This is a genomic window from Pseudomonas sp. 20P_3.2_Bac5, assembly GCF_025466035.1.
Classification (GTDB): Bacteria; Pseudomonadota; Gammaproteobacteria; order Pseudomonadales; family Pseudomonadaceae; genus Aquipseudomonas.
Map to the genome: position 1 here is coordinate 1 of NZ_JANLOA010000075.1, position 14,435 is coordinate 14,435.

General features: G+C 63.2%; 11 protein-coding genes. 4 read left to right on the forward strand and 7 right to left on the reverse strand.

Features of this window, described 5'->3' with window-relative positions:
* Positions 1-147: 147 nt before the first annotated feature.
* The 4 genes from NTD88_RS14340 to NTD88_RS14355 form a co-directional block, all read right to left on the reverse strand.
* Positions 148-1,476 (reverse strand): dicarboxylate/amino acid:cation symporter, encoded by a 1,329-nt coding sequence (locus NTD88_RS14340; RefSeq protein WP_095155382.1) that lies wholly within the window; start codon positions 1,474-1,476, stop codon positions 148-150.
* A gap of 330 nt (positions 1,477-1,806) precedes the next feature.
* Complete coding sequence (locus NTD88_RS14345) at positions 1,807-3,153, reverse strand: ATP-binding protein (RefSeq protein ID WP_262154857.1); 1,347 nt, start codon at positions 3,151-3,153, stop codon at positions 1,807-1,809.
* Entirely contained in the window at positions 3,150-3,827 is a 678-nt protein-coding gene (locus NTD88_RS14350; protein WP_095155380.1) for a response regulator transcription factor, read from the reverse strand. The genes NTD88_RS14345 and NTD88_RS14350 overlap by 4 nt, the downstream gene beginning before the upstream one ends.
* Positions 3,828-3,914: 87 nt before the next feature.
* The gene (locus NTD88_RS14355) at positions 3,915-4,517 is read right to left on the reverse strand and encodes an outer membrane beta-barrel protein (RefSeq protein WP_095155379.1); all 603 of its coding nucleotides are present in this window, start codon (positions 4,515-4,517) and stop codon (positions 3,915-3,917) included.
* A gap of 159 nt (positions 4,518-4,676) precedes the next feature.
* Here NTD88_RS14355 and NTD88_RS14360 point away from each other — a divergent pair, with 159 nt between their 5' ends.
* A complete protein-coding gene (locus NTD88_RS14360; protein WP_095155378.1) occupies positions 4,677-5,465 on the forward strand; it encodes a dienelactone hydrolase family protein in 789 nt (262 codons plus the stop codon).
* Positions 5,466-5,609: 144 nt separating this feature from the next.
* Positions 5,610-6,311, forward strand: a complete 702-nt coding sequence (locus tag NTD88_RS14365; protein WP_262154856.1) for a 4'-phosphopantetheinyl transferase — start codon at positions 5,610-5,612, stop codon at positions 6,309-6,311.
* Position 6,312: 1 nt separating this feature from the next.
* Here NTD88_RS14365 and NTD88_RS14370 read toward each other — a convergent pair whose 3' ends face one another.
* The 3 genes from NTD88_RS14370 to NTD88_RS14380 are packed head-to-tail and all read right to left on the reverse strand — an operon-like array spanning position 6,313 to position 9,172.
* Entirely contained in the window at positions 6,313-6,840 is a 528-nt protein-coding gene (locus tag NTD88_RS14370; protein ID WP_262154855.1) for an IucA/IucC family C-terminal-domain containing protein, read from the reverse strand.
* The gene (locus tag NTD88_RS14375; RefSeq protein ID WP_095155375.1) at positions 6,837-8,450 is read right to left on the reverse strand and encodes an ATP-binding protein; all 1,614 of its coding nucleotides are present in this window, start codon (positions 8,448-8,450) and stop codon (positions 6,837-6,839) included. Before NTD88_RS14375 ends, NTD88_RS14370 begins: the two co-directional genes overlap by 4 nt.
* Positions 8,447-9,172, reverse strand: coding sequence for a response regulator transcription factor (locus NTD88_RS14380; RefSeq protein WP_095155374.1), 726 nt, complete (start codon positions 9,170-9,172; stop codon positions 8,447-8,449). Before NTD88_RS14380 ends, NTD88_RS14375 begins: the two co-directional genes overlap by 4 nt.
* Positions 9,173-9,944: 772 nt before the next feature.
* Here NTD88_RS14380 and NTD88_RS14385 point away from each other — a divergent pair.
* Entirely contained in the window at positions 9,945-12,848 is a 2,904-nt protein-coding gene (locus NTD88_RS14385) for a ribonucleoside-diphosphate reductase subunit alpha (RefSeq protein ID WP_110969135.1), read from the forward strand.
* A 217-nt stretch (positions 12,849-13,065) separates the two neighbouring features.
* A complete protein-coding gene (locus NTD88_RS14390; RefSeq protein ID WP_095155372.1) occupies positions 13,066-14,310 on the forward strand; it encodes a ribonucleotide-diphosphate reductase subunit beta in 1,245 nt (414 codons plus the stop codon).
* The last annotated feature ends 125 nt before the right edge of the window (positions 14,311-14,435 follow it).

The window sequence follows — 14,435 nt, forward strand, 5'->3', positions numbered from 1 at the left end:
CGGGTGCTCCGGGGCCCCCCCCACCCTAAGATTAATTCCCCCAAAGCCAAAACCAAAGCCAGGACCAAAGATCATCGTCCCCGGAACTCGGTAAAGAACCAAAAAAAAGCCCATCCGAAGATGGGCTTTTTGCAGTGCGCGATTCGCTTAGCGAACAGCCGGGCCTTCAGCCACGCCCAGGTCATCGACCGGACGGGTTTCAGTCAGCGGCGAGCCACCGGAATCCAGCTCTTTGTGCAGCTTGTCTTCGTCCAGCTCCTTGACCCACTTGGCCACGACCACGGTGGCAACGGCGTTGCCGATCAAGTTGGTCAGGGCACGGGCTTCGGACATGAAGCGGTCGATACCGAGGATCAGCGCCAGGCCGGCAACCGGCAGGTGACCGACAGCCGACAGGGTCGCGGCCAGGACGATGAAGCCACTACCGGTGACGCCGGCAGCACCTTTGGACGCAACCAGCAGCACCAGCAGCAGGGTGATCTGGTGGGTAATGTCCATGGTGGTGTCGGTGGCCTGGGCGATGAACACCGCGGCCATGGTCAGGTAGATCGAGGTGCCGTCGAGGTTGAACGAGTAGCCAGTCGGGATCACCAGGCCAACCACGGATTTCTTCGCGCCCAGGCGCTCCATCTTGGTCAGCATGCGTGGCAGCGCGGACTCCGAGGAGGAAGTGCCGAGCACGATCATCAGCTCTTCACGGATGTAGCGGATCAGTTTCAGGACGCTGAAGCCGTGGGCGCGAGCGATACCGCCAAGGATCACCAGGATGAACAGCAGGCAGGTGATGTAGAAGCAGGCCATCAGGTAGCCCAGTTGCACCAGGGAACCCACGCCGTACTGGCCGATGGTGAAGGCCATGGCACCGAAGGCGCCGACCGGTGCCAGCTTCATGATCATGTTGATGATGTTGAACATGACATGGGCGAAGCGGTCGATCATGTCCAGCAGTGGACGACCGTAGGCACCCAGGCGATGCAGGGCGAAACCGAAGATCACCGAGAACATCAGCACTTGCAGGATGTCGCCGTTGGCGAAGGCGCCGACCACGGTGTTAGGGATGATGTTGAGCAGGAAGCCGATGGTGGTCTGCTGCGCGCCGGCGGCGGCGTATGCTGCCACGCTGCTGGCGTTGAGGGTCGACACGTCGATGTGCATGCCGGCGCCAGGCTGGACCACGTTGACCACGACCAGGCCGATGATCAGGGCGATGGTGGAGACGATTTCGAAGTACAGGAGCGCGTAGCCGCCAGTCTTGCCCACCGATTTCATGCTCTGCATGCCGGCGATGCCGCTCACCACGGTGCAGAAGATGATGGGCGCGATGACCATCTTGATCAGTTTGACGAAGCCGTCACCCAGCGGCTTGAGGGCCACACCGGTTTCAGGATAGTAGTGGCCCAGCAGGATACCGATGGTGATCGCTACCAACACCTGGATATACAGCGATTTGTAAAGTGGCTGACGGGTTGTCGTCATGGCTATTTCCTCAAGGGTACCGGCCCGTCCTTCCCAGGACGCGAGGCACCTGACTCGCGAACCCTCCTGCACTGGAGGGATTTGTTGTGTCGAGCTGCGTGGCAGAACTCTGCGAGGTTCATAGCAAGCGTGATGCCAATTTGCGCTGTTGCGGTGCAACCCCGTGTTTCCGGGGGCTTCGCTGCACGTTCTGGTGGCATTCGCACCTGGCGCACTTGGCGGATTTCCGCCCGCGGCGGGTTTTATCCCGTTCAGCTTGGCGGTAATCCGCCTACAACGAGTGAGGAAATGGCTCGCGGGCGGAAACCCGCCAGCGCGAGACGTTGAGCGTCAGTCCACCAGAAAACCAATGCGGAACGCCGCGCCGCCCAGAGGCGAGTCGGTGAGCGTCAGACGGGCGTCATAGCTGTCGATGATGTCCTTGACCACCGCAAGGCCGATGCCCTGCCCCGGGTATTGGCGGTCCAGCCGCTCGCCGCGCTGAAGAATTCGCTCGCGCTGGTCGGCCGGCACCCCAGGGCCATCGTCCTCGACCCACAGCTCCAGCTCAGCGCCCTCGCGAACCAGACTGACTTTCACCCGCCCCAGGCACAGGCGCCAGGCGTTTTCCAGCAGGTTGCCGAGCAGTTCCAGCAAGGCGCCCTGCTCCATCGGCACCCGCGCATCATCGGCCATGGCGAAATCGACCTGCACCGCCTTGTCGCGATAGACCTTGGCCAGGGTGCCGCACAGGCTTTCCACCAATGGCCGCAATTGCACCTGATGGCGCACCAGACCGCTCTTGCGCAGGCTGGCGCGCTGCAACTGGTAGTCGATCTGCTGGCTCATGCGCTCGATCTGGCTTTGCAGCACTCGCGCCTGCTCGCGCTCTTCGGGGCGCTGGGCCATGCCTTCGCTGACGCCCTGCAACACCGCCAGCGGAGTTTTCAGGCTGTGGGCCAGGTCGCCAAGGGAATCCCGGTAGCGCCCGCGCTGTTCGCGCTCGCTGTGCAGCAGGCGGTTCAGCGAGCGGGTCAGGCGCAGCAGTTCGCGGGGGTGTTCGCCGCTCAGGCCTTCACGGGCGCCGGATTCCACTTCATCCAGTTCCACGCTCATCTGCCGCAACGAGCGCAGGCCCCAGGTCAGCCCGGCCCAGAGCAGCAACAACAACACCAGCAGCGCGGCGCCGAAGCCCAGGTAGAGTTTTTCCCGCAGGCCGCTGATGGTCTGCTGGTACTCGCGCACCGGTTGCAGGGCCACGATGCTGAAGGCGGCGTTCTTGCCGCCGAGCAGCTTGACCTCGACGTCGTAAACGAAGAATTCCTCGCCGTCGTCCTGGCGGATACGTGCGAACTCGTTGCCGCGACCGTCGTAGCGTGGCTGATAGTTGATGTTTTCGTTGGCGGTGGCCCGCGAGCGCCAGACCAGATTGCCCTGGCGGTCGTAGATGTAGCCCAGCAGGCGGCTGTCGGGCAGCTTGAAGCGCTCGTCCGGCAGCAGCACCGGCATCATCAATTCGTTGTTTTCGATCCGCGCGGCGGAAATCAGCGTGGTCACGTCCGATGCCAGGCGCTGCTCGATGGACTCCTGCAGGGCCAGGCTGAAGGCCTTCTGCAACGCCGGCAGCAGCGCCAGCATGAACAGCAGCGCCAGCACGGCGGCCGCCAGCATCAGGCGCACGCGCAGCGAACGGATCATCGGCAGCGCTCGGTGAACAGGTAGCCGAGGCCACGCACGGTGTCGATCGGTTTGAAGCCCTGGCTGCCTTCCAGCTTGCGCCGCAGACGGCCGACCAGCACTTCAATGACATTCGGGTCACGCTCCCCGTCATCCGGATAGAGCTGCTCCATCAGGCGTTCCTTGGCGACCACTTGCTGGTGATGGCGCATCAGGTATTCGAGAATGCGGTATTCGTAGGCGGTCAGCGCCAGCGGCTGCTCGTCCAGCAGGGCCTGTTTGCGGTTCAGGTCCAGGCGCAGTGGTCCGGCGGTGATGGTGGCCTGGGTGAAACCGCTGGAGCGGCGCAGCAAGGCGTTCAGGCGCGCCTCCAGTTCCTCGAACTGGAACGGCTTGACCACATAATCGTCGGCGCCGGCGGCCAGACCCTCAACCTTGTCCTGCCAGTTGCCACGGGCGGTGAGAATCAGGATCGGGAAGGTCTTGCCCTGGGCCCGCAGACGGCCGATCAGGTCCAGCCCACTCATGCCGGGCAGACCGAGGTCGATCACCGCGAGGTCGTGGTTGAACTGCTCGGCCTGGTAGAGCGCCTCCTCGCCATCGCCCACCGCTTCGACCACGTGCCCGCTTTCGCTCAAGCGGCTGTAGAGGTGGTGGCGCAACAGCGCTTCATCCTCGACCACCAACAGTTTCATCACCTTCTCCCTTTGTCGTGCGCGGCGCGCAGAATAACAGCGAACCGGCCCTGTCCAGGGGCCGGTTCATCAAGCCTGGGCACGCAGTCAGAACCGGTAGTTGGCCGACAGGTAGGTCTGCGCGCTGCTGTCCAGGCGCAACGCCCCCAGTTTGTTGCCGCCGCTTTCGGCCAGCTCGGTGGTCGCGTTGCTGCGCAGGTAACGGTAGCCCAGCTCTACGGAGGTGTTGTCGCTGACTTGCTGCAACACGCCCGCTTGCAGGCCGACCGCGTAACCGATGTCGCTGTCGCGGCTGGCACCCGGAGAGTCCTGTGTGAGCTTGGTCAGGCCAGCAGTTGCGCCACCAAACAGCTTGGTGCTGCCGCCCACCGGATAGAACAGATCGTAACTGCCGAGCAGATTTTCCTGACGCAGTTTGAGGCCGTTATGGGTGCCCGAGACATTGTCGTAGGTGGCGTAGTAGCGGCCTTGCTCATTGATCTTGCCGAGGCGGATACCCCAGGTGTCGTCCTTGCCGATGATCCCGTCGCTGTTGAGGTGGCCGACGTTCTCGGTGAGCAGCCCGGATTTCTTGACCTTGTCGCTGGTCTGACCGTAGGTGACGCTGGCGAAGGTGTCGTCGGCGGCCTGGACGGCCATGCTTGTGCCAAGGAAAGTCAGGGCGGCCAGCAGGGTGTTGAGGTTTTTCATGGGGATGTTCTCCACAGTGCTGCGGGTTTTGGAAATTGAGGTCTAGAGTAAGGACCTGGCCCTGAACCGCCGCTGAACCCGGCCTGAACGCTGGCTGAACGTCTTTGATGTTCGAGCCCATCTTTTGAAACCCATGCATTGAATCCAGGAGTACCGATCATGCGATTACTGTTTGCGGCCGTGCTGCTCGGCGCTGCCGGCCTGGCCCAGGCCGCCGTGCAAACCCGCGAGATTCCCTATCAGGATGCCGACGGCAAGCGCCTGGTCGGCTACTACGCCTACGACGATGCCGTGAAAGGCCCAGTGCCGGGCGTGGTCGTGGTGCATGAATGGTGGGGCCTGAACGACTACGCCAAGCGCCGCGCTCGCGACCTCGCGGCGCTGGGCTACAGCGCCCTGGCCATCGACATGTACGGCGACGGCAAGAACACCGAGCACCCGGCCGACGCCATGGCGTTCATGCAGGCCGCCCTGAAAGACCCGGCCACCTCGGCCAAGCGCTTCGATGCCGGGGTCAAGCTGCTGAAAATCCAGCCACAGACCGACAAGGAGCGTATCGCCGCGATTGGCTACTGCTTCGGCGGCAAGGTGGTGCTCGACGCCGCCCGCCGCGGCGAGTCGCTGGCCGGTGTGGCCAGCTTCCACGGCGCACTGGTGACCGACACGCCGGCCACGCCCGGCAGCGTGAAGACCAGGATCTTGGTGGAACACGGCGGCGCCGACAGCATGGTCACCCCGCAGCAGGTGCAGGCGTTCAAGGATGAGATGAATGCGGCGAATGCCTCGTTCGAATTCGTCACCCTCGAGGGCGCCAAGCACGGCTTCACCAACCCGGACGCCGACCGCCTCAGCCATGGCGAGCATGGTGGGCCTGACATCGGCTACAACAAGGCGGCGGACGAGAGTTCCTGGGCGGACCTGCAGGCGTTCTTCAAAAAGATCTTCTGATGCTTCACCGCTTCGCGACGGTTCGGCGCCCCGGCAATCTCGCTCCTACAGAATCGCTGTCCCCGTAGGAGCGAGCTTGCTCGCGATTCAGCCCAACGCCCTCACCTCTGGCCCCCCGCCAGCGCCCACGGCACAATAGCCGCCATGAACCGACTCCCCTCCTGCTGCTCTCCGCTCCAGTACCACTGGCCCTTGCCCCGCCCGGTCCCCGGCGTGCAGTTGGTCAGTTGCGCCTTCGACCCGGCGCGCCTCGCCAGCGACGATTTCCAACGCGCCGCCATCGAGCAGACGCCGGCCCTGCAACGTTCAGTCGCCAAGCGCCAGGCCGAATACCTCGCCGGCCGGTCCTGCGCCCGGGCCGCGCTGCAGCGCCTCGATGGCCGCGACTATGTGCCCGCCACCGGCGAAGACCGCGCACCGATCTGGCCAACCGGCATCAGCGGTTCGATCACCCACGGCAAGGGCTGGGCCGCCGCGGTAGTCGCACGCAGCAGTGACTGCGCGGGGCTGGGCCTGGATCAGGAAAGCCTGCTGGATGACGAGCGCGCCGAGCGCCTGGCCAAGGAAATTCTCACCGACGCCGAGCTGCTCCGCCTGGACCCGGCGCGGGTCGGGCTTACCGTCACCCTGACCTTCTCGCTCAAGGAAAGCCTGTTCAAGGCGCTCTATCCGCTGGTGCTCAAGCGCTTCTATTTCGAACACGCCGAAGTGCTGGAGTGGAACGACGCCGGCCACGCGCGCCTGCGCCTGCTCACTGACTTGTCACCGGAATGGCACCACGGTCGAGAGTTGCAGGGGCAGTTTTGCGTGATGGGCGACCAGTTGTTGAGTCTGGTCGCGGTCTGATTCAGGAAATCAGCGGGCAATGCTCGCAGTGCCCTACCCACTCCACCTTGTAGCTCAGGCAGCAGGTGCGCCGTCGGCGACGGCCCTGCTCGTTGTAGGAAACAGCGGCGAACAACGGGCTGTCCGGCGCCTCCAGCCACACCTTGGCCCCCTCACCGGCCTGCTGTTCCAGGCAGTCCCCGGCATTGCCCCAGAGCACCGCGCTCGCTACGCCGCCAAGCCGCGCCAGACGCTCGATCAGTGGCGGCAGATGGCCGTCGATGGCTTGCGCCAGTCGGTCCTGTCCATCATCGGAGCGAAAGCCGACGGGCAAGCCGCGCTCGTCCAGTTCTATCAGCAACCCGTCTGACAACCGTGGCGCCCGACCGGCCAATGCTTCGCGCCAGAGCAACATGAAGTAGTACTTCGACCACTGCGACACCAGCACCGGCAACTGCGCCGGCATCAACTCCGGGCCATAAAGCGCCAGCAGCAGTGCATGAAAACGCTGCGGTTCCAGCAGTTCATCCAGCGCAACCGCCTCACTCATTGCGCACCCGGCGTCTGCTCGCGTGGCCAGCTCAGGCTGAAACAGGCGCCACCCAGGTGCACGCTCTTGCCGATCAGCGCGCGACCGTTATGCCAGTGGATGATGCGCCGGACGATGGACAACCCCAGCCCATGACCACCGGAAGACCGGGTGCGGCTGTCATCAAGGCGGGTAAAGGGAGTGAAAATCCGGTCCCAGGCGGTTTCCGGGACGCCGGGACCGTCGTCCTCGACATCGATGCGGCACCGTTGCAGCCCCAACTGATAACTGAGGCTGACCTCGGATTCGGCATGGCGCATGGCATTACTCACCAGATTCTGCAGGGCGCGGTGCAGGTAGCGTGGCTCGGCCTCGACCCACGCACCCTGGGCATCCTCGCCGCCCTGGCACGTCCCGCGCACCACCCGCACCTCGCGGCGCAGCGGCGCCAGTTCGGCGATTACCTGATCGAGCAAAGCATCCAGGTCAACCCGCTGGAAATGCAGGGCCGGCGCGCCCTGTTCGAGGCGGGCATACATCAGCATCTCGTCGACCAGTTTGTCGAGGTCCTGAATGTCGTTGTCCATGCCCGCCAGGTACTTCTCGCGGGCCTGGTCGTTGCTGGCGCTGGCGATCATTTCGAGGCCGAAGCGCAGCCGCGCAACGGGCGTGCGCAACTCATGGGACACCGCCCGCACCAGCTCGCGCTGGATGGTCAATGAACGCTGCAAGTGCTCGGCCATGCCATTGAAGGCTTCGGCCAGCCGCCCCACCGAATCGGCGCCCTGCACCACCACCCGGGTTTCCAGGCTGCCTTGGGTGATCTGCGTCGCGGCCGTTTCGACCTTGGAGAGGCGCCGCTCCAGTTGCCGCACCAGCAGGTAGACCACCAGCCCGATCAGGCTCAGGCCAAGGGCCGCGATGAGCACCAGCAGTTGCGTCGGGTACGGATTCATCTGGTACAGCGGGCCGATTTCCAGCACCCAGGGCGTTCCGGCGATACCGGCAAACACGCGGATCGAGTTGCCCTCCTTGCCCAGTGCCATCACCGTGTCGCCTTCTTCGACCCGGCGACGCTGGTCTTCGTCCATGTCCGCATCGGTCTGCGCCAGCAAGCGCAGGTCGAAGCCGAAGCCCTTGCTCTGCTTGAGTTCCGCCAGGCGCCGGGCCTGTTCCGCCACCGGATAGCGAATCAACTCGTCCACCAGCAGGTAGATGGTGGCGCGGGCCAGTTGCTCGCTGATCTGCTGCACATCGCCGGTCAGCAGCAGGTCCTGCCCCTTGAGCTGGCTAATGACCCGCGCCGCATGAGGGCCGGTGTGTTCCACCAGCACCTGGCCGCGTTGCAGGCGGGTGCGCTGGCTGCCGTCGATTCCGACCTCGTTGCTGTTCTGCAACGCCAGGGGAATACCCAACAGGCGCTCCCACAGGGCCACGGCGCGCGTGCGCTCGACGCTGTTCATGCGTGTCAGGTTGTCGGCCATCAGGGTGAAGGTGCCGTGGGCCAGGCGCTCGCGGTACTGGTCGGAGCGCACTTCGTTGAGCAGGTGCAGGCTGAGGACGCCAAGCACCGCCACCAGCACCAGGACGCCAAGCATGCCGCCGTAGATCCGCAGGAAGATCGAGTTCATTCGGACAGGCCCATGGCCTCGGCGGCCTCGCGGACGAACAGGTAGCCCTTGCCGCGGATGGTCTTGATCATCCGCGGGTGGATCGGGTCGTCGCCGATGCGCGGGCGGATGCGCGAGATGCGTACGTCGATGGAACGATCCTGGCCGTCGTAACCGACGCCGCGCAGGGAGGTGAAGATTTCTTCCCGCGAGAGAATCCGCCCGGCGTTGCTCACCAGCAGCCAGAGCAGGTCGAATTCGGCGCTGGTCAGTTCGATGCCGGCCTCGCCGAGCCAGGCCTCGCGCAGGGTGCTGTCGACCCGCAGCGGGCCGAATTGCAGCGCTCGCCGCTCAGTGGTGGTAACGGGGCTTTCGCTGCGCCGCAACAGGGCGTTGATCCGCGCCAGCAGCAGGCGCGGACGCACCGGCTTGCACACATAGTCGTCGGCGCCCAGGTCCAGGCCCTGGACCTGATCGAGGTCGTCGCTGCGCGCGGTGAGCATCAGGATCGGCCCGGCATAGCGCTGGCGCACCTTGCGGCAGATGCTCAGGCCGTCTTCGCCGGGCAGCATCAGGTCGAGGATCACCAGGTCCGGCTGCTCGTTGATGATCCGCGCCGCGGCCTTGGCGCCGTCGCCCTCGACCTCGACGCTGAAGCCATTGGCCTGGAGGTATTCGCGGGTCAGTTCGGCGAGACGCTGGTCATCCTCGACGATCAACACCTGACTGCTCTGCTGCTCCACGGGGCCACCTCTGCTTGTTGTTATGGGATCGACGCCGCCGCCATCACCAAAGGGCAACATCGGCCCCGGATACTACGATGCGCACCGGCCACTGCCAACCGCGCGCACGGGCGAGGCAAATAGCCTGCCAACGACCTCGGTCAGCGCTGTTTTTTGTGATAGGGTTCGCGCCCCCAAAAATCCCTTCGTCGCCTTTTCTTACATTAAAAAAGGATGACAGGCGGTCTCATCGCGGCAGGACGGGGCCTACAGCGTTTTGTTCAGTTTCACTCACAATCTACCCACAAGTTATCCACAGGCCGTCGCCTTGCAATACCCCCGAGACCGCATTATCTTGTATCTCAGTCGCAGCAAAACACTACATCTTGGGTTTTCACGAAATTCCCAAGCACAAGACAAGCATCGAACTCAAGCCCTTCAGCGGCTGTTTTTTTTGCTTGAACTTAACGTGATTTCAGCAGCCAAACCGCTCCTGCGGAGGCGACCGTTGCAAGCCCTTTGAGGGCCTTGTTCCGGGTATGGGTAGTGCAGGCCAGGGCCGCACCCCCAACAGCAACAGATTTTGGGTTGTCGACCCAAGACTTTTGACTTCGGCCAGGGAGCGGCATGCGAATGCCCCTTTTTCCTGATCCGTCCCGAAGTCGGGTATGTGCCCAGAGCGGCGCGCGAGAGCCTTTGAGCCACGCGCGTGCCAGGTGCCTGTCGGGCTTTTGGATGGAACGGTTGGCGCCCACCGGGCGCCTAAACAAACTTAAAGAACGTGGAGACACCCATGCAAACCGACACAACTCGCGAGAACCCGCAGGCCAAGGCGCCGCAGGCCGCAGATTCGAATCAGGATCTGGCAGCGACCGCCCCTGGCCAACTGCGCGTGATCAAGCGTAACGGCACTGTCGTTCCTTACACCGACGACAAGATCACCGTAGCCATCACCAAAGCGTTCCTTGCAGTTGAAGGCGGCACCGCCGCCGCGTCGTCGCGTATCCACGACACCGTCGCGCGCCTGACCGAACAGGTCACCGCGACCTTCAAGCGCCGCATGCCTTCCGGCGGCACCATCCATATCGAAGAGATCCAGGACCAGGTCGAACTGGCCCTGATGCGCGCCGGCGAACAGAAAGTCGCCCGCGACTACGTGATCTACCGCGACCAGCGTGCCCGTGAGCGCGCCACCCGCAGCAACACCGACGCCGTCGTGCAGCCGCACCCGAGCATCCGCATCACCCTGGCCGACGGCAGCCTGTCGCCGCTGGACATGAACCGCCTGAACACCATCATCACCGAGGCCTGCGAAGGCCTGGCCGAAGTCGATGGCGAACTGATCCAGCGCGAAACCCTGAAGAACCTGTACGACGGCGTGGCCATCAAGGACGTCAACACCGCCCTGGTGATGACCGCCCGTACCCTGGTCGAGCGTGAGCCGAACTACTCCTTCGTCACCGCCCGCCTGCTGATGGACACCCTGCGTGCCGAAGGCCTGGGCTTCCTCGAAGTCGCCGACGCCGCCACCCACCACGAAATGGCCGACCTGTACGCCAAGGCACTGCCGGCCTACATCGCCAAGGGTGTCGAGTTCGAACTGCTCGACCCGGCCCTCGCGACCTTCGACCTCGACCGCATGGGTCAGGCGATCAATCACGAGCGTGACCAGCAATTCACCTACCTCGGCCTGCAGACCCTGTACGACCGCTACTTCATCCACAAGGATGGCGTGCGCTTCGAACTGCCGCAGGTGTTCTTCATGCGCGTCGCCATGGGCCTGGCCCTGGGCGAGAAAGACCGTGAAGCCCGCGCGATCGAGTTCTACAACCTGCTGTCGTCCTTCGACTACATGGCGTCGACCCCGACCCTGTTCAACGCCGGCACCCTGCGTCCGCAACTGTCGAGCTGCTACCTGACCACCGTGCCGGACGACCTGTCGGGCATCTACCACGCGATCCACGACAACGCCATGCTGTCGAAATTCGCCGGTGGCCTGGGCAACGACTGGACCCCGGTGCGCGCGCTGGGCTCCTACATCAAGGGCACCAACGGCAAATCCCAGGGCGTCGTGCCATTCCTGAAAGTGGTCAACGACACCGCCGTCGCGGTCAACCAGGGCGGCAAGCGCAAAGGCGCTGTCTGTGCCTACCTGGAAACCTGGCACCTGGACATCGAAGAATTCATCGAGCTGCGCAAGAACACCGGTGATGACCGTCGTCGTACCCACGACATGAACACCGCCAACTGGATCCCGGACCTGTTCATGAAGCGCGTCTTCGATGACGGCAAGTGGACCCTGTTCTCGCCATCGGAAGTGCCGGACCTGCACGACCTGACCGGCAAGGCCTTCGAAGAGCGCTACGAGTACTACGAAGCCCTGACCGAGTACAACAAGATCAAGGTGTTCAAGACCATCCAGGCCAAAGACCTGTGGCGCAAGATGCTCTCGATGCTGTTCGAGACCGGCCACCCATGGCTGACCTTCAAGGATCCGTGCAACCTGCGCAGCCCGCAGCAGCACGTGGGCGTGGTCCACAGCTCGAACCTGTGCACCGAGATCACCCTGAACACCAACAAGGACGAGATCGCCGTCTGCAACCTGGGCTCGATCAACCTGCCGAACCACATCGTCGACGGCAAACTCGACCACACCAAACTGCAACGCACCGTGAACACTGCCGTGCGCATGCTGGATAACGTGATCGACATCAACTACTACTCCGTGCCGCAGGCTCGCAACTCGAACCTCAAGCACCGTCCGGTCGGCCTCGGCATCATGGGCTTCCAGGACGCGCTGTACCTGCAGCACATCGCCTACGGTTCCGACGCTGCCGTCGAGTTCGCCGACCGTTCGATGGAAGCGGTCAGCTACTTCGCCATCCAGGCCTCCTGTGACCTGGCCGACGAGCGCGGTGCCTACGAGACCTTCCAGGGTTCGCTGTGGTCCAAAGGCGTGCTGCCGCTGGACTCGCAACAGATCCTGATCGAGGCCCGTGGCGCCAAGTACATCGACGTCAACCTCGAAGAGCACCTGGACTGGGCACCGGTTCGCGAACGCGTACAAAAAGGTATTCGTAACTCGAACATCATGGCCATCGCGCCAACCGCGACCATCGCCAACATCACCGGCGTGTCGCAGTCCATCGAGCCGACCTACCAGAACCTGTACGTGAAATCGAACCTGTCGGGCGAATTCACCGTGATCAACCCGTACCTGGTTCGCGACCTCAAGGCCCGCGGCCTGTGGGACTCGGTCATGATCAACGACCTGAAGTACTACGACGGATCCGTGCAGCAGATCGAGCGTATCCCGCAAGAGCTGAAAGACCTGTACGCCACCGCGTTCGAAGTTGAAACCAAGTGGATCGTCGATGCCGCCAGCCGTCGCCAGAAGTGGATCGACCAGGCTCAGTCGCTGAACCTGTACATCGCCGGCGCCTCGGGCAAGAAGCTGGACGTGACCTACCGCATGGCCTGGTTCCGTGGTCTGAAAACCACCTACTACCTCCGTGCCCTGGCCGCGACCAGCACCGAGAAGTCGACCATCACCACCGGCAAGCTCAACGCCGTTTCCAGCGGTGGCGACAACAGCGCCCCGGTCCAGGCCCAGGCCGCTCCGGCCGCAGCCCCTGTTCCAGCGCCAGTGCCTAAAGCCTGCGCGATCGACGAGCCGGACTGCGAAGCCTGCCAATAAGGTGATCGTGAGGCTTCCTTCGGGAAGCCTCACTGCTGCCAGGATGAACGGCGTACTCGTGATCGAGGCCGACGCCGTCCCTGAGCCAGAAACAAAAAGACCGAAGCCCCAAGGCTCCGGCTCTCAGATTTTGCGTGCACTGCAGTACCCGAACGCAAGCACCGCAACCAAGATCCACTGGCCATACTGAACATGGCCCTCAAGCAGGAGACCCACCATGCTGAGCTGGGACGAATTCGACAAAGAAGACGGCGAAGCCACCGCCAAAAGCGGTAATGCCCAAGCCGCTGCCACCGGTATCGACAAACTCGACAGCGCCGGCGGTGCCGCCGCCCTCGAAGCTCGCGCTGTAACCAGCACCGACTCTGACGCGGTAATCCGCGCCAAAGCCGCCCTGGACGACCTCGACATCGCCGAAGGCCTGGCCGAGCTGGAAGGCTCCGCTGCCCGCGTTGCCGTTGACGAAAAGCGCATGATCAACTGCCGCGCCGACCTCAACCAACTGGTCCCGTTCAAATACGACTGGGCCTGGCAGAAGTACCTGGACGGCTGCGCCAACCACTGGATGCCGCAAGAGGTCAACATGACCGCGGACATCGCCCTGTGGAAGAGCCCGGAAGGCCTGACCGACGACGAGCGCCGTATCGTCATGCGCAACCTCGGCTTCTTCTCCACCGCCGACTCCCTGGTTGCCAACAACCTCGCGCTGGCCGTGTACCGCCTGATCACCAACCCCGAGTGCCGCCAGTACATCCTGCGCCAGGCCTTCGAGGAAGCGATCCACACCCACGCCTACCAGTACTGCATCGAATCGCTGGGCATGGATGAAGGCGAGATCTTCAACATGTACCACGAGATCCCGTCGGTCGCGAAAAAGGCCGCCTGGGGCCTGCGCTACACCCGCGCGATCTCCGATCCGGAATTCGATACCGGCACCGTCGAGACCGACAAGGAACTGCTGCGCAACCTGATCGCCTACTACTGCGTTCTGGAAGGCATCTTCTTCTACTGCGGCTTCACCCAGATCCTTTCCATGGGTCGCCGCAACAAGATGACCGGCGTGGCCGAGCAGTTCCAGTACATCCTGCGTGACGAGTCCATGCACCTGAACTTCGGTATCGACGTGATCAACCAGATCAAGATCGAAAACCCGCACCTGTGGGATGCCGAAATGAAGGAAGAAGCCTCGCAGATGATCCTGCAGGGCACCCAGCTCGAAATCGAATACGCTCGCGACACCATGCCGCGCGGCGTACTGGGCATGAACGCCGCGATGATGGAGGACTACCTCAAATTCATCGCCAACCGTCGCCTGTCGCAGATCGGCCTGAAGGAAGAGTACCCAGGTACCACTAACCCGTTCCCATGGATGAGCGAGATCATGGACTTGAAGAAGGAGAAGAACTTCTTTGAGACTCGCGTGATTGAGTACCAAACAGGTGGGGCGTTGAGCTGGGACTGATCGGCTCTCGCGAAGCTCTATCAAAAAGGCTGCCCTCGGGCAGCCTTTTTACTTTGTGTTTCAGAGTGGCAGAGCAGGTCCGGCGTCCCGGTGAACCCGCTCTCATAGAACAAACATGGCTAATT

Coding starts and splice junctions, on each gene's coding strand:
- NTD88_RS14340 (WP_095155382.1), bottom strand. CDS start 1,476: ATGACGACAACCCGTCAGCCACTTTACAAATCGCTGTATATCCAGGTG.
- NTD88_RS14345 (WP_262154857.1), bottom strand. CDS start 3,153: ATGATCCGTTCGCTGCGCGTGCGCCTGATGCTGGCGGCCGCCGTGCTG.
- NTD88_RS14350 (WP_095155380.1), bottom strand. CDS start 3,827: ATGAAACTGTTGGTGGTCGAGGATGAAGCGCTGTTGCGCCACCACCTC.
- NTD88_RS14355 (WP_095155379.1), bottom strand. CDS start 4,517: ATGAAAAACCTCAACACCCTGCTGGCCGCCCTGACTTTCCTTGGCACA.
- NTD88_RS14360 (WP_095155378.1), top strand. CDS start 4,677: ATGCGATTACTGTTTGCGGCCGTGCTGCTCGGCGCTGCCGGCCTGGCC.
- NTD88_RS14365 (WP_262154856.1), top strand. CDS start 5,610: ATGAACCGACTCCCCTCCTGCTGCTCTCCGCTCCAGTACCACTGGCCC.
- NTD88_RS14370 (WP_262154855.1), bottom strand. CDS start 6,840: ATGAGTGAGGCGGTTGCGCTGGATGAACTGCTGGAACCGCAGCGTTTT.
- NTD88_RS14375 (WP_095155375.1), bottom strand. CDS start 8,450: ATGAACTCGATCTTCCTGCGGATCTACGGCGGCATGCTTGGCGTCCTG.
- NTD88_RS14385 (WP_110969135.1), top strand. CDS start 9,945: ATGCAAACCGACACAACTCGCGAGAACCCGCAGGCCAAGGCGCCGCAG.
- NTD88_RS14390 (WP_095155372.1), top strand. CDS start 13,066: ATGCTGAGCTGGGACGAATTCGACAAAGAAGACGGCGAAGCCACCGCC.